The sequence below is a fragment of the Peribacillus sp. FSL K6-5616 genome, assembly GCF_038008245.1.
Classification (GTDB): domain Bacteria; phylum Bacillota; class Bacilli; order Bacillales; family DSM-1321; genus Peribacillus; species Peribacillus frigoritolerans.
Map to the genome: position 1 here is coordinate 4,542,184 of NZ_JBBOYT010000001.1, position 22,366 is coordinate 4,564,549.

Below are 22,366 nucleotides of genomic sequence, written 5' to 3' on the forward strand. Positions count from 1 at the left end.
TTTTAGCAAATAATCGAGGGGTAAGGATATAAAATCCTTCTATTACCAATATGCTAATAGACGTTTACCCTTTTCTTGATAAGGGTATTATGATATATGACTTGGAGGGATGAACATGAAAAAAGATCAACAAGACTTCGAATCTGAAAACATGAGCGATTTAGTCGAGCTCATAAACAGTAAAAATAACAGCCGCAGAATCTTGAATGTACTTCGGCGTAATAAAAAGGATAAAAGTAAAGGCAAAGATAAAAAATGAAAAAGCCCAGTCCAAAATGGCCTGGGTTTTTTGAATGGGATCAAATAAAAGAGCTGAGCTGTTCATTAAGCAAACCCAGCTCTTTCGTCATTAAAAATCGATAAGCCACTACCTTTTTCTCCGGATCTCCTCAACATGGTTCCCTTCAGTAGTAATATAGACTGTTTCATCAATTTTGTATGTTAAATAACGGTCACAATCAATTTCAAACGTTTTCCCATTGTCGAATTTCATTGCGCAATTGGATCCCTCTTCGGTTTCCGTCACATCAATGACTTCGTTCGTCTTAAAACCGACTGCCTTGCCATCGGAGAAATGCGGATAGTATTTTTCAACAATCTGCACCTTTTGCAATCTGCCAGGACTTGTTAAGTATACAACGAATAATATAATTAAAACGGCTATTAACCCAATGAGAATTACTGCTTTTCGTTTCACTCTATCTAATACCCTCTTCTCTTATCAATCTATTATTCAATATCCATTTTCACTAGATTATATTCAGGATTCCGGAAAAACATGATAGAAAAGATCATTTTATTTAATGATTTTCACTTTTTCAACCATCATCGCACAAGCGGCAGCAAGGAGGATCAGAATGGATACAGCCGAGATGACCCCTCCCCAGCCGAACTTCATCAGGAATAAACCGCCAGATGCCCCCACTATACTTGATCCTGCATAGTAAAACAGGAGATATAGTGCGGATGCTTGTGCCTTTTCACTCTTATCTGCCAAACTGCCGACCCAGCTGCTCGCAATGGAATGAGCTCCAAAAAAGCCAAATGTAAACAGGGCAAGCCCCATTATTTTCAGCAAAAGCGGGTCCAATAAGGTTAACAGGGCGCCCATCAGCATGATTGCGATGCCGATAAGAAGTACAACCCTCCGACTATATTGATCGGCAAGCTTCCCCATCCATGTTGAACTAAACGTCCCCACAAGATAGATTATGAATATGAAGCCAATCAATGTCTGTGATAAATGATATGGCGGTCCCATTAAAGGAATACCCACAAAGTTATAAACGGTAACGAACGAGCCCATTAATAGGAAGGCCATGCCGAATAGAAGTACTAGTCTGTTATTCCTTAAGTTATTGATAAGGGATGTTTTGATCCTTGATAATGAGACCCGTACGCGGACAGCATGCTGCGAAGGCGGAAGCATCCACCAAAAAGCCAGACTGATGATCAAACTTAAAGCTCCAAGGCTTCCAATCGCTATGTTCCATGAGAAATGGTCGGTCAGCACCCCGACAATCAGCCTGCCAGCCAATCCGCCGATACTCGAACCGCTCACATAGATCCCCATCACATAGCCAAGGCTTTTCGGATGAAACTCTTCATTGATATAGGCCATCGCAATGGCCGGGAAACCTGCAAGCACCGCACCTTGAATCGCCCGTATTGCAATCAGGATGTATAGATCATCCTGGATGAAGCTGACACATATGGATAACAATGCAGACAGAGTGAGCGCCGTCCCCATTATTTTTTTCCTATCGATATTTTCTGAGAAAAAAGAAACAAGCAATAAACAGAGTGCAAGCATTCCAGTTGCGAAAGATAATGTAAGGCTTGCCATTGCAGGAGAGACTCCGAATTGCTTGGCGAAAACCGGAATGACCGGTTGGGTACTATACAGATCCGCAAACGTTACAAAGCTACCAAGAAATAAAGCCAAGATCGTTTTCCTGAATGATTTACCAGCAGGCTCGATATAATTCACTTTTGTTCAGACCCTTCACTATTTAACTTTCCCCCTATGTTAATACGAACTTCCCGAGTTGTCTATTTCACCACTTTTGTCAAACGGGAAAATTTCATTCCAGCAACTAAAAAAACCTTCACTGCATGCAGTGAAGGTTTCAGACTGTAGACAAACTCGATGAAAATCGAGTTTGTCTATTTTTATGGCTTGTACAATTTGGACGTTGATTTCCACTCCAGGCACTCGCTTTCCGCGGGCGGTCGGGGAGCCTCCTCGGCTTTCGCCTGCGGGGTCTCCCCTAGACGCGCTTTTCCCGCAGGAGTCTCGTACCTTCCGTTCCAATCAACTTTGTCTTACCTTTTAGATAGAACACTTTTGCCTGGAGTCATGTTTGTTTTAAAATAGAAGTATTAAAACTTGAGGTGATGAGGATGCTTTCTAAACATGATTCTATTCAGCGAGATCAACTTGAAATGATTACTTTAGATCAATTGGTGCCACCGAACCATTTGGTTCGTAAAATGGAGGCTGCCATTGACTTCACTTTCATTTATGACTTGGTGAAAGATATGTATTCAGAGGTAGGACGCCCAAGTATTGATCCAGTTATTTTAGTTAAACTGACTTTCATTCAATATACCTTCGGTATTCGTTCCATGCGTAAAACGATTGAAGAAGTTGAAACCAATATGGCTTACCGTTGGTTCTTAGGCTATGGTTTCCATGATAAAGTACCTCATTTCTCTACGTTCGGGAAAAATTATGAGCGACGCTTCAAAGATACAGATCTGTTTGAACAGATTTTCTATCGCATTTTAATGACAGCTGCTAATAAAAAGTTAATAAGTGCTGAACACGTTTTCGTGGATTCCACACATGTGAAAGCCAGTGCGAATAAACGGAAATTTGAAAAGAAAATCGTTCGTAAAGAAACACGAGCGTATCAAGGACGTCTTCAAGAAGAAATCAATCAAGATCGTGAAAACCATGGAAAAAAGCCTTTTCCACCAGATAAATTTGATAAAGAAGAGACCAAAGAGATTAAAGAAAGTACAACGGATTCTGAGAGTGGCTACTATGTGAAAGATGAACGAACAAAACAGTTTGCCTATTCATTCCACGCGGCCGCAGACCGCAACGGTTTTGTATTGGGAACGATTGTAACACCTGGAAATACACATGACAGTCAGATCTTAGAGCCACTAGTTGAACAAGTGATTGAGAAAGTTGGAAAACCGGAAGCCGTTGCCGCAGATGCAGCTTATAAAACACCAGCGATTACAAGCTACCTATTTAACAAAGAAATCATACCGGCTTTACCTTATACACGTCCTCGCACCAAAGAAGGATTTTTCCGCAAACAGGACTATGTATACGATGAACATTTTGATTGTTACCTTTGCCCTTCGGGCGAAACTTTAAAGTACTCAACAACAAATAAAGAGGGCTATCGCGAGTACAAATCGCCAAAACAAATTTGTACAACATGCTCATTTTTATCTCGGTGTACAGAAAGCAAAGACTGTCAAAAAGTGGTGACACGGCATATCTGGCAAACACATGTGGAAGAAGCAGATCATCTGCGTCATCATCAAGATGTAAAACCTATATATGCAAAACGTAAAGAAACGATTGAGCGTGTATTCGCAGATGCAAAAGAAAAGCATGGTATGCGTTGGACTACTTTAAGGGGACTTAAAAAATTGTCGATGCAGGCGATGCTTACTTTCGCTGCCATTAATTTAAAGAAGATGGCCAATTGGACATGGCAAGGTCCAAAAATGGCCTAACATAGTGGGCTCGTAGAGCCCCAATCTCTAAACTTTAGGCGAAAATTCAAAGGGAATTTCAAAAGGGGTTCAGAATTTTTTAATTCCGAACCCCTTTTGTCTACAAACTGAAACCTTCACTGCATGCAGTGAAGGTTTTTTCATTAATTTGAACGTTTACCATCCCGCTCATTTTTCTTAAGGAGCCAGTACACTGGCATACCGATAATGAGGATGATCACTGAGTACAAGGCATTTAAAGGTGTTTGGATTAATGTGCTTAAAACAATATATATTGCACCAGCAATCGCCACAATGGGGATGAATGGGTAAAACGGCACTTTATACGTTTTTGCATCCGGATCTTTTCTGCGTAAGATGAAGACCGCAAAGAAGGCTAATCCATAAAAGCAGAAGACAGAGAATACAGCCATATTGGTAAGTTTGTCAGGGTCTGTTGCAACCATCATGATGATTGCAATGATCACTTGCAATAACGTGGCATTTATAGGCGTTTTGAACTTTGGCGATATTTTTCCGATTTGTTTATGGCCTGGCATCATTTTATCAGTCGCCATCGCCAAGGTAATGCGCGGAAAGGTCAAAAGCTTTCCGTTCAAGCAACCGAAGATAGAAATCGCAATTCCGATCGATATCAATTTCCCGCCCAACTCTCCGAATAAAAGCGTTGCTGCAACATTCGCTGCATTCGTACCATGGGCTATGACTCCCTCCGCACCCAATACATGAAGCATGGCAAGATTCACACCCAAGTAAGCGACCATGACCACGACCAATCCCGTTATGATTGCCCGCGGCAGCGTTTTCTGCGGATTTTTCATTTCCCCTGCCATGAAGCCGACATTCATCCAGCCATCATATGCCCAGAGCGTAGCCAAAATCGCACCGGCCATACTGATTTTCATTGAACTTTCGCTATCGATATTGAATACAGGCATATCACCTTGAGCGATACCGAACACCGATATGAAAATGATCGGAATCAATTTAGCAACGGTCGATAAGGTTTGGATGATACCGCCGTATTTTGTCCCCAGCAAATTCATGCCTGCTATGAATACAATCGTAAGAATCCCTATCGCCAAAGAGTAGCTTGAAGCGATCTTAAATATTCCTGCAACCAATAACCCGAAGTATAAACTGAGGGCGCCCATGACTGCAGGTCCGTATACCAATGTCTGAACCCAGCCGCATAGGAATCCCCATGCTTTACCGTACACTTCTTCCATATAGACATATAAGCCGCCCGTTTTAGGAATTCGTGTACTCACTTCCGCAATCGTCAACCCGCTTGCAAGGGTAATGAGACCGCCTATCAGCCAAGCTAACAAGGCCATGGTTGAATTACCGCTCAATTCAAGCACGTCACCAGGTCTCATGAAAATACCAGAACCGATAACTGTACCAACTACAATAGATGTTCCTACCCAAAAGCCAATCGTTTTCTTCAATTGGTCATTTCCCATGTTGTCCTCCCCAGGTGTACACATGTACTTTATTTATACTAAAATTATATCATATAAATTATATGGAAATAGTTTATGTAATCATTTGAATATTCCGGAAAATACCCAAACACGTTGGTATCATTACGCTCAGGCAGCTTTATTTCATTTATATTTTTTTTACTAATTATGACTGGAACTGCACTAAAAACCGAATATTTTTTTGTTATAAAAAGATTTATTGTATTTTTACTCAATAATAACGAATTAAAAACACCGAAACTCAATTATCATTCGTAAAGAATTTTATGGGAATCCCGCTTATTTTCGGACACACAAAAAAACCACCCCGAATCAACGGGGTGGTCCATCTCCTCTTTCAAGCTTCATTTCGTATTACCAAATAATGAATAGAAGCACAACCGCCAAGACGATCCGGTAAATGGCAAAAGGAGTCAATTTAACTTTATTGATTAAAATCAAGAAAAAGCGGATACAGAATAACGCAAAGATAAATGCGCTGATGAAACCTGCAATAAAGAATGGCAGAACTTCAGGCGTGAAGCTATCCCAGTACTTCACGATTTTCAACAAACTGGCACCAGCCATGATCGGCACTGCCATGATGAACGTGAAATCGGAAGCAGCCCGGTAGCTCATCCCTAATAGCACACCGCCTGATATCGTTGAACCTGAACGGGAAAATCCCGGCCATAGTGACAAACATTGAATTAACCCTACACCAAAGGCTTGTTTATAAGTGATTTGGTCAACCGTCTCTGCAGTCAGCTTTGGACGGAATTTATCCGCAGCAATCATCAAAAACGCGCCAAGGAACAATCCGACGATAACCGTCTTCATCGTAAATAAATGATCATCAATATAATCTTCGAATAATAGACCTAAAACGCCCGCCGGCAACAATCCGACAATGATCTGCAATAGGTTAAGCTTTTGGCCGTTCACAGCGGATGTGCCTTTCAGCTTCCTTAAACCAAGCAAGTCCATGAATCGCCCCCAGAAGAGCACGACAACGGCGAGTATCGATCCAAGCTGGATGACCACCTTGAAGGCATTGGCCACTTCACTCCCGAAAAGTTCTTTCGAATTCAGCCATAAATCATCAACGATAATCATATGCCCTGTTGACGATACAGGAGCAAATTCAGTTAATCCTTCTACAAGACCAAGGATGACTGCAACAAAAATTTCCCACATATTCATTTTATTCACCTCATATTTCGAACACCTATTTATGGAAATATCATATGTATTTTACTCGTTGTTTAAAATATTGTCTATTAAACATTGCTGAAACAATTCAAGCGTACATGTATGATAGGGTTCAAGATAAAGTTTAAAGGGGAAGTGATGATTTTGCAAAACATACTGATTTTCGCCCATAGAGGGTCCAAGGGGACGCATCCTGAAAATACCATGGCAGCCTTTCAAAAGGCGGCAGAAATCGGGGCCGAGGGGATCGAGTTCGATGTCCACCTCAGTTCTGACGGGGAACTGGTCATCATCCATGACGAAACACTTGATCGAACGACCACCCTTACCGGTTATGTAAAAGATCATTCGGCACAAAAACTGAAAACGGCTGATGCCGGCAGCAAATTTTCCAATGAATTCCTTGGGGAGCGGATTCCTTTTTTAGTGGATGTATTCGACTGGGCTAAGGGAAATGCTTTATTGATGAATGTCGAAATCAAGACGGATAAACTCGCTTATGAAGGAATCGAACAGAAGATCATTGATTCAATTCGTCAATATGGAATGGAAAACCGGGTGATCCTCTCTTCCTTCAACCATCAATCCATTGAAAAAGTGAAGATGCTTGCCCCAGATCTTGAACGGGCATTATTGTTCGAGGGGCTTCCTGAAAACTTCGAAGAAATCTTACGTGATAAAAAAGAATCGGGTTTTCATCCAGATAAAAACAGCCTGACTCCTGCGGTTAAAGAAAAAGCGAAAAAACTTGGATATAAAATCCGGCCTTGGGTCGCCAATGATGAAACCGACATCGTCAGGCTGGCAGAGTTGGGAGTCGACGTCATCATGACCGATTTCCCTGAAAGGGCAATCAAGATTTTAAAAGCTTGGCAGTCACATGGCTAAACCATGCGAAAGAGAAGGAGCAATGCTCCTTCTCTTTCAAATCCATATTTATTCAATTAATTAACGAGAAAAGTTTGAACCGCCTAGTTGTTGTTCAGCCATTTGAACCAAACGTTTTGTGATTTCCCCACCAACAGATCCGTTAGCGCGAGAAGTAGTGTCAGCACCTAGGTTTACACCAAATTCACTAGCGATTTCATTTTTCATTTGTTGTAGAGCTTGTTCTGCACCAGATACTAGAAGTTGATTGCTGTTATTGTTGTTTGCCATGTGTTTTCACCTCCTACTAATATTAATTAGCATTTTAAGCTTAAATTATTATTGCCAATTTATTGTATTTTTTTGTTTGCGTTTCTCTCGATCCTAAGCTCTTTATCATGAAATTCTTTTTATGCTCATAAACTGTTAGGAAACTTTCAGTAGGAGGGAAAAGAATTGCAAATACATGTGGTTAGGCCAGGCCAGACGTTATATGGCATCGCCCAGACGTACAGCGTAACCGTCGACAGGCTCGTTGAATCAAATAAGATCCCTAACCCAAATAATCTTGTTTCGGGGCAGGCCCTTGTCATTCCAATCGTCGGCAGTTATTATTTCGTTCAACCAGGTGATAGTCTTTATTCCATTTCCCAAAGGGTTGATGTCCCTGTTCAAGAATTGGCAAATATAAATGGCATTTCCGAAAATCAAATCCTATCCGTTGGATACCGGCTTTATATTCCGGCACGGAGGAAAAGGACTGCCGAATTCAACGGCTATGTCGAGCCGAGGGGCACGACGGTTGCACCGGCCCTTGAGACGGCCGCCAGGGAAGCTGCGCCCTATTTAACCTACTTAGCCCCTTTCAGCTTCCAGGCGCAGCGAGACGGCTCATTAAAAGAGCCATTGCTCAATGACTTCCCTGCCATCGCCAGGGAAAATAAAAATGTCCTGATGATGGTGATCACAAATCAGGAGAATGACCAATTCAGCGATGAGCTCGGGCGAATCATCTTAACGAATACTTCCGTTCAGAATAAGTTCCTGAACAATATCGTTACAACGGCAAAGAAATATGGTTTCCGGGATATCCACTTTGACTTTGAGTATTTACGGCCGGCCGACAGAGAAGCCTATAATCAATTTCTCCGAAAAGCCAGGGATCGCTTCAAGAAGGAAGGATGGTTCATTTCCACGGCACTGGCCCCTAAAACAAGTGCTGAGCAAAAAGGCCGTTGGTATGAGGCCCATGACTATAAAGCACATGGTGAAATCGTCGACTTCGTCATCATCATGACATATGAATGGGGATATAGCGGCGGACCGCCAATGGCAGTGTCACCTATCGGACCTGTTCGGGATGTCCTCGAATATGCCGTCACCGATATTCCTTCCAACAAGATCCTGATGGGGCAAAACCTATATGGCTATGATTGGACCCTGCCTTTTGTACAGGGATCCACTGCCAGGGCCGTGAGTCCGCAGCAGGCCATCCAAATTGCGGCGGACAATGATGTTTCCATCGAGTATGACGAAACCGCACAGGCCCCTCACTTCAATTATACCGATATTGAGGATAGGCAGCATGAGGTGTGGTTTGAAGATGCCAGATCGATTCAGGCAAAATTCGATTTACTCAAAGAATTGAACTTAAGGGGAATGAGTTATTGGAAGCTCGGCTTAGCCTTCCCCCAAAACTGGCTGCTCATCAGTGATAACTTCAACGTACGGAGAAGGGTTTAACAAAAGATATAGGAATACCGAAGCTGAAATGGGCATATAATCAAACATCGAGCATGAAGTCCATTCAGGATACGTGACTCAGCACTAAAAGCCTTCCGACATCTTCCGGAGGGCTTTTATCATTTATCGAAATTCGATCAGGCAATATGCCAATATTCATCATTCAAAGTTTGTCAGTCCGGACCCTTATGAGCCATGCCTTTTTTGACCATACTATAAGGAACAGCTCAAAGGGTGTGAAAAAATGATTAGAATCGGTCCATACATCAGTACCGTTCCCAGATTTCCGCGTTTCATCAGATTGCTTTCCATCATCGCATTATTTTTACTTTCATTCGGGGTCTTGATCCACATTGTGGAGCCGGAGAGATTCCCCACCTTACTTGATGGCATCTGGTGGGCAATCGTGACGATGTCAACGGTCGGCTATGGAGACTTCACTCCCGTGACCAATCTTGGCAAAATCATTGGGATGGTCCTCATTTTGTCAGGGGCCGGCCTGATTACTTCTTATTTTGCGTACATCGCTAAAATTTCCATATCCAATGAACAGCAATTTCTAACAGGAAAGAAAGTATTCGGCGGCGGCGGACATATTATCATTGTGGGCTGGAATGGCCGTTCCAAGAGAATCATCCAAAACATTCATGAGCGCAAGCACCATCAATCCATTGTCCTTATCGATGATACACTGCAAAAGCACCCGCTTCCACGAACGAATATCCACTTTATCCAAGGAAAAGCTACCTTGGATTCCGTTTTGCAGAAAGCCAATATTAAACAAGCCATACGCGTCCTTATTACGGCTGACCTTAAGCAGGACGAGCTGCAAACGGATATGTTCTCGATTTTAACGTTACTGGCCGTCAAAGGGCTGAATCCGCATGTGTATTGCCTTGTGGAAATTTTGACGCATGAACAAAAGGAAAATGCGTTACGGGCTGGGGCGGACGGCATAGTCGAAACGAATAAATTCGCGAGTGAATATATGCAGGATTGCTTATCGAAGGGGATCATAACGGAAGCCAGGGAACAAAATGAGCGGGATGGATTGAGCCTCAAACAGCTGCCCATCCAGGATGACTGGGTGGAATTGACGTTCAAACAGCTGAACGTTAAGCTATTCGATCAAGACATTTTATTGGTCGGCATCATTTCAGGAGGCAAGACCTTAATCAAGCCCCCCGGAGATGTAGTCATCCATCGTGATGACACTCTACTCATCATTGATGATTAATGTAATAAAAGCTTTTCCAGATCCCGGACAAGCGTTTTTCCTAATGAGATATAGTTTTCCGGAAATTCGGCATCCGGATTTTCAGGCTCGGCAAACTGATTGAAGGAAGCGGAGAGGTTTCCGATATTTCCTTCATCGTCAATCCCGTCCTCGTACTTATGAGATAACAAAAACGGTTGTAAGAGTTCGACCATTACCCCGTCCTGATCGAGTGAACCATCAACAGCCTTGAAAGGGACCCGCAAGAATTGGTAGCCATCACTGTCATCAATCTTATAATCAAAAGACCCGTGGTCATAATCCCATCCTCCGCCTATCGCATATCCTTCCGGTTTTAACTTTGTCTCCAGATCAAACAACCCGAATGTTTTCCCTTCCAACTGAGAAGAAATTTTAATCATTGTATAAAACCTCTTTCGCTAATTTTCTATTAGCTTAACCAAAGCGCCTAAAAAAAAACCTGGAATGACTCTATTGTCCCCTCGAAAGGCATAAGGAACTTGGCTTCCAAGCCGCCGTTTCCTTCTTTAACAAAAAAAGGCATCAAGCCGGATGTTATTCCAGCTTGATGCCTTTTATATTATAAGCGCTGTTCGAGCTCCGCTTTTTTCTTTTCATAACCCGGCTTGCCTAAAAGAGCAAACATGTTCACCTTATAGGCTTCCACTCCAGGCTGATCAAATGGATTTACACCCAGTAAGTAACCGCTCATTGCACAAGCTTTCTCGAAGAAATATACAAGGTATCCAAAAGTATAAGCATCGAGCTGAGGAACCGTTACGATCAGGTTGGGAACGCCACCGTCCGTATGGGCTAACAGCGTACCCTCAAATGCTTTATTATTGACGAATTGCACCGTTTCACCTGCTAGGTAATTCAGGCCGTCCAAGTCATTGGCCGCTTCTTCAATCACGATTTCATGACGGGCCTTATCCACTTTGATGACCGTTTCAAAAAGATCACGCCGTCCTTCCTGGACATACTGCCCTAATGAATGCAGGTCAGTCGAGAAGTTAGCCGATGAAGGGAATATCCCTTTTTGATCCTTTCCTTCACTTTCTCCAAATAACTGTTTCCACCACTCAGAGAAGTATTGAAGTCCAGGCTCATAGTTTATCAGCATTTCAATCGTTTTCCCTTTATTGTAAAGGATATTCCGAACCGCCGCATATTGGTATGCCTGATTCTCCCCTAGCTCGGAAGAACTGAAGTCGGCCCTGGCACGCTCGGCTCCCTCCATGATTTGATCGATATCCGCCCCGCTGACAGCAATCGGAAGCAGCCCTACAGCCGTTAAGACCGAGTAACGTCCGCCAACATCATCAGGAATGACGAAAGTTTGGAAGCCTTCCTCCGTTGCTACCGTTTTTAATGCGCCCTTCTCTTTATCAGTCGTAGCATAAATGCGGCTCTTAGCTTCTTCAACGCCGTATTTTTGTTCAAGCAGTTTCCTGAAAATCCTGAAGGCCAGTGCAGGCTCCGTGGTCGTACCGGATTTAGAGATGACGTTGATCGAGAAATCCCTATTTTCCAATAGGTCCATCACATCCTGCATATATGTAGAGCTTATATTATTACCGACAAATAAAATTTGCGGTGCTTTCCTTTTATCCGAAGGTAGAATGTTATAAAAACTATGTTGAAGCATCTCAACTGCTGCCCGTGCTCCCAGATATGATCCACCGATTCCGATAACCAGCAGCACTTCTGAATCTTCTTTTATTTTCGCGGCCGCTTTTTTGATTCTTGAGAACTCTTCTTTATCATAATTGGCGGGTAAATCAAGCCAGCCAAGATATTCATTGCCTGCCCCTGTCTGCTCATGCAGGGAATGGTGTGCCACTTTTACAGCATCCTGTAGATAGGTAATTTCATGCTCCCCGAAAAACGGCAGGGCTTTTGAATAATCGAAACGAATATGGGCCATTCAAATTCCTCCTTGAATTCTTTAGTTTCCCTTTCACTTTATCTGATGTAATTCTCATAATCAAGAAATCGATCAAGTAAATAACGAATTATGCATATAAAGCAATCTCCCACCTGGCAAGGGCGGGAGAGCGGATCATATCACTTGTTTATAAGGAAGCCCGTAAAATGGCAAGGACATCTTCACGGTTGAGGACTTTGAATCGTCCAAATTCCCCTCTGCTCATCGCTTTATCAGCCATGACTTCCAATTGTGAGTCATCGATGCCATAATCCGAAAGATTGGTCGGCGCCCCTAAGCTGCTCCAAAATGACCTAAGTCTTTCAATGCCTTCAAGGGCCGCTTCCTCATCCGTTTTACCTTCCGGATCTACATGGAATACACGGACTGCAACTTTTTTAAAGCGTGCGACATTTTCATGGAGCACATGCTTCATCCAATTTGGGAATAAGATGGCCAATCCTCCAGCATGCGGGATATCATAAACAGCTGAAACGGCATGTTCAATGTTATGCGTTGCCCAATCACCGCTGTAACCAACCCCAAGCGACCCATTCAAGGCTAGGTTTCCGGCATACAGGATAGTGGCCCGATGCTCATAATCCTCCAGGTCTTCCAATAGTTTAGGTGCCGTTTCAATCACCGTCGATAACAGCGATTCACAAAAACGGTCTTGCAGCGGTGCATGCGTTTCCGGGTGGAAGTACGTTTCGAATACATGTGACATCATATCGACCATTCCGTATACCGTCTGGTCTTTTGGTACTGAAAAAGTATTTTCAGGGTCCAAAATGGAGAATTGCGGAAATACCAATGGACTTCCCCATCCATATTTCTCTTTCGTTTCCCAGTTTGTTATGACAGATCCCGAATTCGCCTCAGAGCCTGTTGCAGCTAAAGTCAGCACCGTTCCGAATGGAAGGGCCTCTTCGACTGGTGCCTTCTTAATGACAAGATCCCATGGATCCCCCTCATATTTAGCACCTGCAACGATGGCCTTTGTAGCGTCTATAACGCTTCCCCCTCCAACCGCAAGGACAAAGTCGATCCCATGTTCTTTACAAAGGTCAACACCCTTCCGGACTGTTGAGATGCGTGGGTTCGGTTCAACTCCGGAAAGTTCGTGCACCTCTGCATCGATCTCTTTCAAGGCATTGATCACTTTTTCATATAAGCCATTTTTCTTTATGCTTCCCCCGCCATATACAAGTAAAACTTTATCGCCATAGGCGGGAATTTCAGTTTTTAAGCTTTCAAGCTGACCTTTCCCGAAAATTATTTTAGTAGGATTTTTATATGTGAAATTTTCCAATGGTATCTCTCCTTTAATGCCACATGGACTCCGTTTTCGAATGAATGACAGGGCCAAGTGCTAGTTTTTCTTTTATTCATTATGACCAATGTTCCATTTAAATACAAAATATCCGCCCGGAACTTTTGAGTGGATGTATATTTACATGCTGAAAATGCATGATAAGTAAAGAACTGATTTTTTCAAAAAAAGGAGGCTGTACAATGAGTGGAATACAAAGAATTGCACTTGTTCTTACAATAATCGGGGCAATCAATTGGGGATTAATAGGGTTTTTCCAATTTGACTTGGTCGCTTCGATTTTCGGAGGGCAAGATGCTGGAATGGCCCGTATCGTTTATGGATTGGTTGGAATTGCCGGTCTCATTAATCTTGGTCTTCTCTTTAAACCAAGTCCTGAAATTTCCAGGGAGCCTGAAACCAAACCGACTCGTTGAGATCTTGATCATGGACAATGTTATGTTCTATAAAATAAAGCCGGACCATGGATAAACACATGACCCGGCTTTATTTCATTCATATGCCCCCTGGACAAAAAAAACCGGCTGATCGAGGATCTGCCGGTTCTAAAAAATTATTTTTTGATTAAGTCTTCGCGTTGAGATTGTTCAATCCACTCTTGAAGTTTGTCTTTCAATGTGTTGAAACCTTCAGTAGATTCGATGTGAGATGTCGCTTTAACAGATGCTTGGCGTTTTTTCGGAGCTTTTTTCGGAGCTTCAGTACGCTCAGGAGCTTCTTCTGTAGCGCGGATCGATAAGCCGATTTTTCCAGCAGCTGAATCGATGGAAAGAACTTTAACTTTCACTTCATCGCCCACTTTTAAATGTTCGTTGATATCTTTAACGAAGCCGTGAGTGATTTCAGAAATATGAACTAAACCTTGAGTTGATTCATCTAGAGCAACAAATGCACCGTATGGTTGAATACCAGTAACTTTACCAGCAACTACCGCACCAATTTCGAATTTTTCAGACATGGTAACACTCCTATTTTATATATATTTTTTCGTCTTTTCACGCAATAAAAAATTATATCACATAATTGGAAAATAATCAAAGTTAAGTATACCATACTTTTTGGGATTTTACTCATTAAAAATGTTTGTTTTTTGGAAATAATAAATATTATAAGATCTTTGTATATAACTTAACCTAAAAATTTGCAAATAACCTCTATTTCCCTTAAGATATTTATTCATTTTTCTAAAGATTGTAATATTAAACCTATCCAATTGCCCCTAATCATAGTAAGATGAGAAAATGTTTTAAAAAAATATACAGCTAGATATTCTTTACATCTAAAGGAGTTTTTCCATCATGTCAAAACAAGATCAATGGACTTCAAAACTTGGGTTCATCCTGGCAGCCGCGGGATCCGCTATTGGATTGGGCGCCATCTGGAAGCTCCCGTATATGACTGGGGAAAATGGCGGTGGGGTCTTCTTCCTGCTCTTCATTATATTCACCCTGCTTATCGGGGCACCGATATTAATAGCGGAATTCACGATTGGCCGCAATGCACAGAAAGATGCCATTAGCGCATATAAACATATCGCCCCTGGAAAGCCTTGGGCATTGATTGGATATGGCGGTGTCGTAGCTTCAATCATTCTTCTTTCCTTCTTCAGTGTTGTTGGAGGCTGGATCATCTCCTATTTAGCAAGGAGCTTTACAGGTTCCCTCTCAAACTTGACGCAAGAGGAATATGGGAACTTCTTCAATACGATAATCAGTAATCCTTATGAAACGGTCATCGCTCAGTTATTATTCATGGTCTTTACCATTTGGGTCGTGCAAGGCGGCGTTTCCAAGGGAATTGAAAAGGCTAATAAATATATGATGCCTTCATTGTTCATTCTTTTCATCATCCTTCTTATCCGATCCTTGACTCTGGATGGAGCGATGGAAGGTGTTAAATTCTTCTTGAAACCGGACTTTTCCGCATTAACAGGGGAAACGATCCTATTGGCACTCGGCCAATCCTTCTTTGCACTAAGTGTCGGTGTTTCCGTAATGGTAACCTACGCATCCTATTTAAGTAAAAAAGAAGATATTACAAAATCGGCCTTTTCGGTAGTTGGACTGAATATCTTCATTTCCTTGCTGGCAGGTTTGGTCATTTTCCCGGCTGTTTTCGCACTGGGTTTCAGCCCTTCAAGCGGTCCTGGATTGGTATTTGTCGTGTTGCCTGCCGTCTTCAATGAAATGGCGCTTGGCGGGATCTTCATGTTCATTTTCTTCATATTATTATTATTTGCCACCCTTACGACGGCATTCTCCATTCTCGAAATCGTCGTTGCAGCCATGATCAAGGGGGATTCCGCAAAACGGAAGAAGGCTTCTTGGATTGCTGGTATCACCGTTTTCCTGATTGGAATTCCAAGCGCATTATCCTTTGGGGTGCTTTCGGATGTGAAGATTTTCAATTTATCCATATTCGATTTCGCTGATTATCTGACAAGCAATATCGCGCTGCCAGTCGGCGCCTTGTTCATATCCCTTTTCATCGGATATCAAATGAAAAGGATCGAGGTACAAAAGGAGTTCGAAACTGGGGCTGATCCCGGCCGATCACTTTTTAAACTTTGGCACTTCCTGATTCGCTACATCGTGCCGATCATGATCATACTCGTATTCCTTAAGTCAACTAATCTCATTTAACAATCAACGTGCCGTTTCGTTAATCCCGATGCGGCATTTTTTTCACAAAACCTACATATTCCGTTCCTTCACTTAAGTAATAATATGGTAAAATAATTACATAATAAAAATATATTTCCTGAAAAAGGAGTGTCTGACCATGTCAAATATCGCGAAGAATATCCGTCAATACCGAGAAGATCACAACCTAACTCAGCAGGAACTGGCTTTAAAATTACGAATCGGCACGAAGAAAATCGAAAAGTATGAATCGGGTGAATCGGTTCCTGATACACAAACCATTTTACGGCTTTCCACCGTTCTTGACATTCCGGCTTCAGAATTCCTGAAGGATGCCCAGACCGGTAACGCCGCTGGTATCGACGAGGACATAAAAAAATTGATTGAAGAAATCGGAACCAAAAAAGCGGAGCTCCTTTTAAGAACAGCCAAGGACTTTAGCGAAGAACAAATTCTGAAAGTTATGCATACTTTATATAATACACAAGCTTAATTCAAAAAATGGGTCATAGTATGTGTATTTTTTTTCTGGGTACTGGATATACTATGATTAACACTTTCTATGTTAATCCATTAGATTAACTCTTTTTTCTAATTCCCCCTATGGAAAGGGATCCGGCAGCTAATGGCCGGATCCCTATTTTTTTGCTTTTATTGGCAATGGTTCTTCATGAAACGTTCCATCCTTCTGAGCGCCTCCTGAAGCTGTTCCATGGAGGATGCATAAGAACAGCGGATATGACCTTCACCGCTTTCCCCGAACACATCTCCCGGTACAACCGCAACAAGTTCTTCCGTCAAAAGTTTTTCAGCAAATTCCATCGAAGTCATCCCCGTTCTTTCGATTGATGGAAAAGCATAAAAAGCCCCGCCGGGATTATGGCAATCCAGACCCATTTCGTTAAATGATTTCACGATATAATTTCGTCTTCTCCGATAACTCCGACGCATTTCTTCCACATCCTGCATCCCGTTCTTTAAAGCCTCCAATGCAGCATGCTGGGCAACGGTCGGCGCGCACATCATCGCATATTGGTGAAGCTTAAGCATCGCTTCGGAAATTTCCTTAGGTGCACAAACGAACCCAAGACGCCATCCAGTCATCGCAAACCCTTTCGAAAACCCATTGATGACAATTGTCCGCTCAAGCATGCCGTCAACGGCAGCAAAAGAAGTGAATTCCTCATCATAAGCAAGTTCGGCATAGACTTCATCGGAAATGACCAGCAAGTCATGCTTTTTAACGATGTCAGCAAGCATCACTAATTCTTCCTGCCCAAGCTGGGTTCCCGTCGGGTTATTCGGTGAACAGATTAAAACGGCCTTGGTTTTAGGCGTGATCGCCGCTTCGAGTTGTTGGGGAGTCAGCTTAAAGTCTTCTTCCTTGGATGTTTGGACCGTGACCGGTATTCCCCCTGCCATGGTCACAAGCGGTGCATAGGCGACGAAACAAGGTTCGACGACAATGACTTCTTCACCTGGATTCAAGATGGTCCTCAGGGCAATATCGAGGGCCTGGCTTGCTCCGACCGTGACAATGATTTGATCATCCGGTCTATACGAAACATGGAACTGCTTCTCCATATACCGGCTGATTTCCGACCTTAATTCAAATAATCCGGCATTGGCCGTATATGAGGTATATCCTTCCTCCAGGGAGTTGATCGCCGCTTCCCTTACCGCCCAAGATGTAACGAAATCCGGTTCACCTACACCAAGCGAGACGACCCCTTCCAAATTGGCAGCCAAGTCGAAAAAGCGGCGGATGCCTGATGGCTTAAGCTCTGCAATCGTTTTTGAAACATAACTCGTTTTAATCATGGTGACACCACTATCCGCTTATCTTCTTCAGTTTGATCAAAAATGGTGCCATCATGCTTGTATTTTTTCATTATGAAGTGAGTCGTCGTAGAAATGACAGAATCCAGTGTCGAAAGTTTTTCCGAAACAAAGCTTGCCACTTCGTTCATCGAACGCCCTTCGACAATGACTGAAAGATCATAAGCCCCAGACATTAAATAAACGGACTCGACTTCCTTGAATTTGTAAATCCTTTTTGCAACATCATCGAAACCGACGCCGCGTTTTGGAGTGACCTTTACATCGATCATCGCTGTGACACCATGGTATTCATCCACTTTAGCCCAGTTAATGACTGTTAAGTAACGTACAATGACCCGCATATCTTCCAGTTTCTTCAATGTTATTTCAATGTCCGAATCTGATTGATCGGTCATTTTAGCCAAATCCTTCAGATCAATCCGGCTGTTATTTTCAATGATTCTCAAGACTTCCAATTCCTCTTCATTCAAGTGCATTGGAAAACCCCCCTTTTGGAATTCACTAATTTGCTGTGATGGTTTGGCTGGCAGATAGTCTCACGAATTACCTTATTAGACTTTTTAAAAATCCTATATGACAATATAATTTAATAAGTCCTATGCTGTCAGGATAAACTTACACTATTATATCAAAATTGGCTGGTGACCTGTTATAGTAATTGTGTTTTTTCATTGTTATTATTACAATTACTGTTATGCAACAGTATTATAGGACCTTTTTTGGAATATTCAGGGTAACATGGGTTTTTATCATGGAACAATAACGGAGGAGGAGCTTATATGGAAAGTCATACAATCAAAGGTCTCGAACGGGTAGGGAATATCGAAATCTATTTTGAATATGACCGAATCGATGATTCTCTCCCCACCCTTGTCCTGCTTCACGGATTTTTGTCATCGAGCTTCAGTTTCCGTAAATTAGTCCCCCATTTAATCAAGGAATACAATGTGATCTCCATAGACCTCCCGCCATTCGGGCAAAGCGGAAAAGATTATCGATATACATATTCATTCCGAAACATCGCTAAATCCGTCGTTATGTTCCTGGAGGGAAAAGGCATCAGGAAATTCAGTATCATCGGCCATTCCATGGGCGGACAGATTTCCCTGCAGCTCATCAAGTCATATCCTGATCTTGTCGACCATGCCATTCTGCTTGCCGGCTCAGGCTATCAGCCCGGCTATTCGGAAAAAATGAAGATGGTCAGTTACCTGCCTTTCTTTTCATACGGGATAAAACGGTATCTTCAAAAATCAGGTATCGAAAAGAACTTGAAAAATGTCGTCCATGACCCGGCGATGATTGACGATGAAATGCGGCAGGGATATCTAGGGCCATTCATAAAGAAGCATGATATTTTCCGGGCATTGGGAAGAATGCTTCGAGATAAGGAAATCGATTTGCTGAAGGAGGACCTTAGTGATATTCATACACCATGCCTGCTTATTTGGGGAAGACATGATCGAGTGGTGCCATTGAATATCGGCGAAAGGCTCCATGAAGACCTGCCTAATTCCGAGCTTGTTGTCATTGAGGATTCCGGGCACCTTCTTCCAGAGGAGAAACCTGAAGAAGTGTATCAACTAATTAAGGGGTTTATTGGAGTAGCCACCCCAACGTAAACTCACGATGCTGTAATTCGCGAGTAAAAGCACACAATTCACGAGTAAATAACCGAAACTCACGAGTAAATCACCGAAACTCACGAGTAAATCACTGAAATTCACGAGTAAATCACCGAAACTCACGAGTAAATCACTGAATTTCACCAGTAAATCGACGAATCTCACGAGTAAATCACTGAATTTCACGAGTATACTGCACAAACCATCAGTTAACTGAACAAACTATGGGTAAGAGCAAAAAACTACGTAAAAAAGGTGCCCCTGATTTCCGGGTACACCTTTTTCAACTTTATATCGAACAGCTGGCATCATTTTTTATGATGAGCAGCTTTCGTGCAACGTCCAGGCACTTTTCCATCTGAATGGATTCATCGAATGCGAACTCGTAAATGGATTTTATTTTTTCCGCCAGTTCCTTCGGGTCATCTATATCCCGGATTGCTACGACCGTATCTGCAATTTCCGGCTCATATAGATCCCAACCTATCTTGAAAGGGTCCCATTCTTGTAAAACGGCAACCAACGCTAAATTCATTTGCTGTGTATCCATCTAATTTATCACCTGCTCAATATTTTCAAAGAACATGATATCATAGTATCATAACAACAGGCTTTTCGCGAAGACGACAAATTTTTATTCGGTGGTGGATATTTTGAACAAATCAATTTTTGAAGAACAAATCAGCAGGGAAAATTCAGGGTCTGCAAAATGGGATAAAAACTCCCTCACATCCTTATATGGGCGCGAGGATGTTCTGCCAATGTGGGTTGCCGATATGGACTTCCCATCTCCTAAGGGCATTCAAAAGGCATTGATGGAACGCTTGAATCATCCGATTTTCGGCTATACCGTCCCTTCTGAAACGGTCTTCACTGAAATTCAAAGCTGGCTTAAAGACCGTCACTCCTGGCAAATCGATAAGAAGTGGATTTCATTCAGCTCCGGCGTCGTTTCCGCAATCGGTACAACGATCCAGGCATTCACGAACCCGGGCGATAAAATACTGTTACAATCTCCCGTCTATACCCCATTTTTTGATATGATCAAAAATAATGACCGGGAAGTGGTCAATAGTCCCCTTATCATAGAAAAGGACCGCTTCGAGATTGATTTCAACGATTTTGAGGACAAGCTGAAAAGCGGAGTGAAACTATTCCTTTTTTGCAGTCCGCATAACCCTGGCGGACGCGTTTGGACAAAGGATGAACTCCTACGGATCGGGGAGCTATGTGAAAAATATGATGTAGTCATCGTCAGTGATGAGATACACGCTGACTTATTCCATACAACATCCAAGCATTATCCGATTGGCTCCCTTTCAGAAAAATTAGCGGATAGGACCGTTACATTGATGGCGCCAAGCAAAACATTCAATATTGCCGGCCTTCAGGCCTCATTCCTGATCACCAGTAATGAAAGATTGCAGAAGCAACTGCAAATGGCGCAAACGAAACTGGCCTTCCATGGTCTTAACATCTTTGCCTTAACAGCAATGGAAGCCGCGTATCGGGAGGGCTTGGAATGGCTTGAAGACATGATAGGCTACATTGAGGAGAATATAAAAGTGGCAGAGGAATTCATTGCAGCCGAAATCCCTTCACTGCATGTCATGCATCCGGAAGCCTCTTACCTTTTATGGATTGACTGCCGTGACCTTGGATTGAACGACAAGGAAATAAAGGATCGACTGATCCATCAAGGGAAGCTCGCATTGGAGCCTGGTTCTAAATACGGACCTGGCGGAGAAGGTTTCGTCCGAATGAATCTCGGTTGTTCACGCAGCGTCATGATGGATGGGCTAAACCGGTTGAAATTGGCTTTTTCTTAAATGAAAAAAGAACCAGGCTTAGAATCCTGGTTCTTCATTTTAATCTTTTTCTTCATCCACATAAGGATCATGCTCATATCGGGGCAAATCCCCAAACGGGGTTTGAATATTTTCTTCAAAAAGTTCTTCCTTCAATTCTTCATATTGGGAGTTTGGATAAACCGTTACCTCTTTCCCGTACATATCCACACCAACGAAATTTTCATAATTTTCGACATAGCCGACATTTTCTTCGGACTCGACATACATATCTTCGTAATCGTTTGGCGGATTTACGAAATCGGAAGGCGATTCAGATGTTCCATAACTGGCAACATCCTGCCAAGAATCTTCCGCATCGTAGGCAACCGATTCATGCCGGTCATCATAATCAAACCTCCCGAATGGGGGTCCGAGCACTTCCTCTTCCACCGGCCGATTGTCCGAAGTTTCCTGTGAGGGAGTATGCTCGACACAATAAGTCGTTGTAGGGATTGCTTTCAAACGTTCAAGAGGTATTTCCTTTGAACAAACCTCGCATTTGCCATACTCACCTGCCTCGATGGCAGAAAGTGCTCGTTCAATATCCCTTATTTCATCCCGATCATGCTCGGTAAGGGCCAAATCCTTTTCCCGTTCATATAGCTCGGTTCCTTCATCTCCGGGATGATTATCGTAACTCGATAACTCACCAGTCGAATCCTCCATGCTTCTTCTTAAATCGTGGTTGCCTGAATCACTTAATCGTTCTTCCAACTCTTGCTTCGTTTGCTGCAATTGCTGTTGAAATTCTTTTAGCTGCTGATTGGATAGCATGTGCAACATCCTTTCAAAATCGTTCTTCCCTCTAGTATTTCTCTCTTCCCGTCATTCCATAAAGGTACTTTTTACCTTAGGAATAA

Annotated in this window: 24 protein-coding genes; 10 read left to right on the plus strand and 14 right to left on the minus strand. The window is 42.6% G+C overall.

Annotation, left to right across the window (positions count from 1 at the left end):
* Positions 1–115 precede the first annotated feature (115 nt).
* Complete coding sequence (locus MHB45_RS22065; protein WP_153246076.1) at positions 116–259, plus strand: hypothetical protein; 144 nt, start codon at positions 116–118, stop codon at positions 257–259.
* A 108-nt stretch (positions 260–367) separates the two neighbouring features.
* Here MHB45_RS22065 and MHB45_RS22070 read toward each other — a convergent pair whose 3' ends face one another.
* Both MHB45_RS22070 and MHB45_RS22075 read right to left on the minus strand, forming a co-directional pair.
* Positions 368–697 carry a hypothetical protein gene (locus MHB45_RS22070; protein WP_048678011.1) on the minus strand — a complete coding sequence of 110 codons (330 nt, stop codon included), beginning with the start codon at positions 695–697 and terminating at the stop codon, positions 368–370.
* A gap of 99 nt (positions 698–796) precedes the next feature.
* Complete coding sequence (locus MHB45_RS22075) at positions 797–1,990, minus strand: MFS transporter (protein WP_340908103.1); 1,194 nt, start codon at positions 1,988–1,990, stop codon at positions 797–799.
* Between the two features lie 413 nt (positions 1,991–2,403).
* Here MHB45_RS22075 and MHB45_RS22080 point away from each other — a divergent pair, with 413 nt between their 5' ends.
* Positions 2,404–3,762 carry an IS1182 family transposase gene (locus MHB45_RS22080; protein ID WP_072272405.1) on the plus strand — a complete coding sequence of 453 codons (1,359 nt, stop codon included), beginning with the start codon at positions 2,404–2,406 and terminating at the stop codon, positions 3,760–3,762.
* Between the two features lie 143 nt (positions 3,763–3,905).
* Here MHB45_RS22080 and MHB45_RS22085 read toward each other — a convergent pair whose 3' ends face one another.
* On the minus strand, positions 3,906–5,228 hold the full coding sequence (locus MHB45_RS22085) for an APC family permease (protein WP_048678013.1): 1,323 nt from the start codon (positions 5,226–5,228) through the stop codon (positions 3,906–3,908).
* 375 nt (positions 5,229–5,603) lie between these two features.
* Positions 5,604–6,431 carry an undecaprenyl-diphosphate phosphatase gene (locus MHB45_RS22090; RefSeq protein WP_275452462.1) on the minus strand — a complete coding sequence of 276 codons (828 nt, stop codon included), beginning with the start codon at positions 6,429–6,431 and terminating at the stop codon, positions 5,604–5,606.
* A 147-nt stretch (positions 6,432–6,578) separates the two neighbouring features.
* On the opposite strand from MHB45_RS22090, the gene MHB45_RS22095 reads away from it, so the two are divergent.
* Positions 6,579–7,328 carry a glycerophosphodiester phosphodiesterase gene (locus tag MHB45_RS22095; protein WP_048678014.1) on the plus strand — a complete coding sequence of 250 codons (750 nt, stop codon included), beginning with the start codon at positions 6,579–6,581 and terminating at the stop codon, positions 7,326–7,328.
* 60 nt (positions 7,329–7,388) lie between these two features.
* Here the strand turns inward: MHB45_RS22095 and MHB45_RS22100 are convergent, their stop codons facing one another.
* The gene (locus tag MHB45_RS22100; RefSeq protein ID WP_034310322.1) at positions 7,389–7,598 is read right to left on the minus strand and encodes an alpha/beta-type small acid-soluble spore protein; all 210 of its coding nucleotides are present in this window, start codon (positions 7,596–7,598) and stop codon (positions 7,389–7,391) included.
* A gap of 165 nt (positions 7,599–7,763) precedes the next feature.
* On the opposite strand from MHB45_RS22100, the gene MHB45_RS22105 reads away from it, so the two are divergent.
* A complete protein-coding gene (locus MHB45_RS22105) occupies positions 7,764–9,050 on the plus strand; it encodes a glycosyl hydrolase family 18 protein (protein ID WP_048678015.1) in 1,287 nt (428 codons plus the stop codon).
* Between the two features lie 244 nt (positions 9,051–9,294).
* Complete coding sequence (locus tag MHB45_RS22110; protein ID WP_048678016.1) at positions 9,295–10,287, plus strand: potassium channel family protein; 993 nt, start codon at positions 9,295–9,297, stop codon at positions 10,285–10,287.
* On the opposite strand, the gene MHB45_RS22115 is transcribed toward MHB45_RS22110, so the two are convergent.
* From MHB45_RS22115 to MHB45_RS22125, 3 genes are all read right to left on the minus strand, one after another.
* Positions 10,284–10,688: a YugN-like family protein gene (locus MHB45_RS22115; protein WP_048678017.1), complete on the minus strand. Its 405-nt coding sequence runs from the start codon at positions 10,686–10,688 to the stop codon at positions 10,284–10,286. The genes MHB45_RS22110 and MHB45_RS22115 overlap by 4 nt on opposite strands.
* 179 nt (positions 10,689–10,867) lie before the next feature.
* Complete coding sequence (locus MHB45_RS22120) at positions 10,868–12,214, minus strand: glucose-6-phosphate isomerase (RefSeq protein ID WP_048678018.1); 1,347 nt, start codon at positions 12,212–12,214, stop codon at positions 10,868–10,870.
* Between the two features lie 148 nt (positions 12,215–12,362).
* Positions 12,363–13,526 (minus strand): iron-containing alcohol dehydrogenase, encoded by a 1,164-nt coding sequence (locus tag MHB45_RS22125; RefSeq protein ID WP_048678019.1) that lies wholly within the window; start codon positions 13,524–13,526, stop codon positions 12,363–12,365.
* Between the two features lie 203 nt (positions 13,527–13,729).
* Here MHB45_RS22125 and MHB45_RS22130 point away from each other — a divergent pair, with 203 nt between their 5' ends.
* The gene (locus MHB45_RS22130; protein WP_034310308.1) at positions 13,730–13,963 is read left to right on the plus strand and encodes a DUF378 domain-containing protein; all 234 of its coding nucleotides are present in this window, start codon (positions 13,730–13,732) and stop codon (positions 13,961–13,963) included.
* Positions 13,964–14,100: 137 nt separating this feature from the next.
* Here the strand turns inward: MHB45_RS22130 and yugI are convergent, their stop codons facing one another.
* The gene (gene yugI / locus MHB45_RS22135) at positions 14,101–14,505 is read right to left on the minus strand and encodes a S1 domain-containing post-transcriptional regulator GSP13 (RefSeq protein ID WP_034310304.1); all 405 of its coding nucleotides are present in this window, start codon (positions 14,503–14,505) and stop codon (positions 14,101–14,103) included.
* 340 nt (positions 14,506–14,845) lie between these two features.
* Here yugI and MHB45_RS22140 point away from each other — a divergent pair, with 340 nt between their 5' ends.
* Both MHB45_RS22140 and MHB45_RS22145 read left to right on the plus strand, forming a co-directional pair.
* Entirely contained in the window at positions 14,846–16,189 is a 1,344-nt protein-coding gene (locus MHB45_RS22140) for a sodium-dependent transporter (RefSeq protein WP_072272298.1), read from the plus strand.
* A 139-nt stretch (positions 16,190–16,328) separates the two neighbouring features.
* Positions 16,329–16,682 (plus strand): helix-turn-helix domain-containing protein, encoded by a 354-nt coding sequence (locus tag MHB45_RS22145; RefSeq protein ID WP_048678021.1) that lies wholly within the window; start codon positions 16,329–16,331, stop codon positions 16,680–16,682.
* Positions 16,683–16,840: 158 nt separating this feature from the next.
* Here MHB45_RS22145 and MHB45_RS22150 read toward each other — a convergent pair whose 3' ends face one another.
* Together MHB45_RS22150 and MHB45_RS22155 are read right to left on the minus strand one after the other, a co-directional pair.
* A complete protein-coding gene (locus MHB45_RS22150) occupies positions 16,841–18,010 on the minus strand; it encodes an aminotransferase (RefSeq protein WP_340908104.1) in 1,170 nt (389 codons plus the stop codon).
* Positions 18,007–18,507 (minus strand): Lrp/AsnC family transcriptional regulator, encoded by a 501-nt coding sequence (locus MHB45_RS22155; RefSeq protein ID WP_034310292.1) that lies wholly within the window; start codon positions 18,505–18,507, stop codon positions 18,007–18,009. Before MHB45_RS22155 ends, MHB45_RS22150 begins: the two co-directional genes overlap by 4 nt.
* A 303-nt stretch (positions 18,508–18,810) precedes the next feature.
* Here MHB45_RS22155 and MHB45_RS22160 point away from each other — a divergent pair, with 303 nt between their 5' ends.
* Entirely contained in the window at positions 18,811–19,653 is an 843-nt protein-coding gene (locus MHB45_RS22160; protein ID WP_048678023.1) for an alpha/beta fold hydrolase, read from the plus strand.
* Here MHB45_RS22160 and MHB45_RS22165 read toward each other — a convergent pair.
* Positions 19,615–19,842, minus strand: coding sequence for a hypothetical protein (locus MHB45_RS22165; RefSeq protein ID WP_340908105.1), 228 nt, complete (start codon positions 19,840–19,842; stop codon positions 19,615–19,617). The genes MHB45_RS22160 and MHB45_RS22165 overlap by 39 nt on opposite strands.
* A 103-nt stretch (positions 19,843–19,945) precedes the next feature.
* On the minus strand, positions 19,946–20,206 hold the full coding sequence (locus tag MHB45_RS22170) for a DUF1871 family protein (RefSeq protein WP_048882924.1): 261 nt from the start codon (positions 20,204–20,206) through the stop codon (positions 19,946–19,948).
* A gap of 94 nt (positions 20,207–20,300) precedes the next feature.
* Between MHB45_RS22170 and MHB45_RS22175 the strand changes: the two genes are divergently transcribed.
* Complete coding sequence (locus tag MHB45_RS22175) at positions 20,301–21,485, plus strand: MalY/PatB family protein (RefSeq protein ID WP_311765546.1); 1,185 nt, start codon at positions 20,301–20,303, stop codon at positions 21,483–21,485.
* A gap of 39 nt (positions 21,486–21,524) precedes the next feature.
* On the opposite strand, the gene MHB45_RS22180 is transcribed toward MHB45_RS22175, so the two are convergent.
* On the minus strand, positions 21,525–22,280 hold the full coding sequence (locus tag MHB45_RS22180; protein WP_048687664.1) for a TraR/DksA C4-type zinc finger protein: 756 nt from the start codon (positions 22,278–22,280) through the stop codon (positions 21,525–21,527).
* Positions 22,281–22,366: the final 86 nt, after the last annotated feature.

Bases quoted from the DNA above. Each gene is read 5' to 3' on its own strand.
- MHB45_RS22065 (WP_153246076.1), top strand. From the start codon at position 116: ATGAAAAAAGATCAACAAGACTTCGAATCTGAAAACATGAGCGATTTA.
- MHB45_RS22080 (WP_072272405.1), top strand. From the start codon at position 2,404: ATGCTTTCTAAACATGATTCTATTCAGCGAGATCAACTTGAAATGATT.
- MHB45_RS22085 (WP_048678013.1), bottom strand. From the start codon at position 5,228: ATGGGAAATGACCAATTGAAGAAAACGATTGGCTTTTGGGTAGGAACA.
- MHB45_RS22090 (WP_275452462.1), bottom strand. From the start codon at position 6,431: ATGAATATGTGGGAAATTTTTGTTGCAGTCATCCTTGGTCTTGTAGAA.
- MHB45_RS22095 (WP_048678014.1), top strand. From the start codon at position 6,579: ATGATTTTGCAAAACATACTGATTTTCGCCCATAGAGGGTCCAAGGGG.
- MHB45_RS22100 (WP_034310322.1), bottom strand. From the start codon at position 7,598: ATGGCAAACAACAATAACAGCAATCAACTTCTAGTATCTGGTGCAGAA.
- MHB45_RS22110 (WP_048678016.1), top strand. From the start codon at position 9,295: ATGATTAGAATCGGTCCATACATCAGTACCGTTCCCAGATTTCCGCGT.
- MHB45_RS22115 (WP_048678017.1), bottom strand. From the start codon at position 10,688: ATGATTAAAATTTCTTCTCAGTTGGAAGGGAAAACATTCGGGTTGTTT.
- MHB45_RS22120 (WP_048678018.1), bottom strand. From the start codon at position 12,214: ATGGCCCATATTCGTTTCGATTATTCAAAAGCCCTGCCGTTTTTCGGG.
- MHB45_RS22130 (WP_034310308.1), top strand. From the start codon at position 13,730: ATGAGTGGAATACAAAGAATTGCACTTGTTCTTACAATAATCGGGGCA.
- yugI (WP_034310304.1), bottom strand. From the start codon at position 14,505: ATGTCTGAAAAATTCGAAATTGGTGCGGTAGTTGCTGGTAAAGTTACT.
- MHB45_RS22140 (WP_072272298.1), top strand. From the start codon at position 14,846: ATGTCAAAACAAGATCAATGGACTTCAAAACTTGGGTTCATCCTGGCA.
- MHB45_RS22145 (WP_048678021.1), top strand. From the start codon at position 16,329: ATGTCAAATATCGCGAAGAATATCCGTCAATACCGAGAAGATCACAAC.
- MHB45_RS22150 (WP_340908104.1), bottom strand. From the start codon at position 18,010: ATGATTAAAACGAGTTATGTTTCAAAAACGATTGCAGAGCTTAAGCCA.
- MHB45_RS22155 (WP_034310292.1), bottom strand. From the start codon at position 18,507: ATGCACTTGAATGAAGAGGAATTGGAAGTCTTGAGAATCATTGAAAAT.
- MHB45_RS22160 (WP_048678023.1), top strand. From the start codon at position 18,811: ATGGAAAGTCATACAATCAAAGGTCTCGAACGGGTAGGGAATATCGAA.
- MHB45_RS22170 (WP_048882924.1), bottom strand. From the start codon at position 20,206: ATGGATACACAGCAAATGAATTTAGCGTTGGTTGCCGTTTTACAAGAA.
- MHB45_RS22180 (WP_048687664.1), bottom strand. From the start codon at position 22,280: ATGCTATCCAATCAGCAGCTAAAAGAATTTCAACAGCAATTGCAGCAA.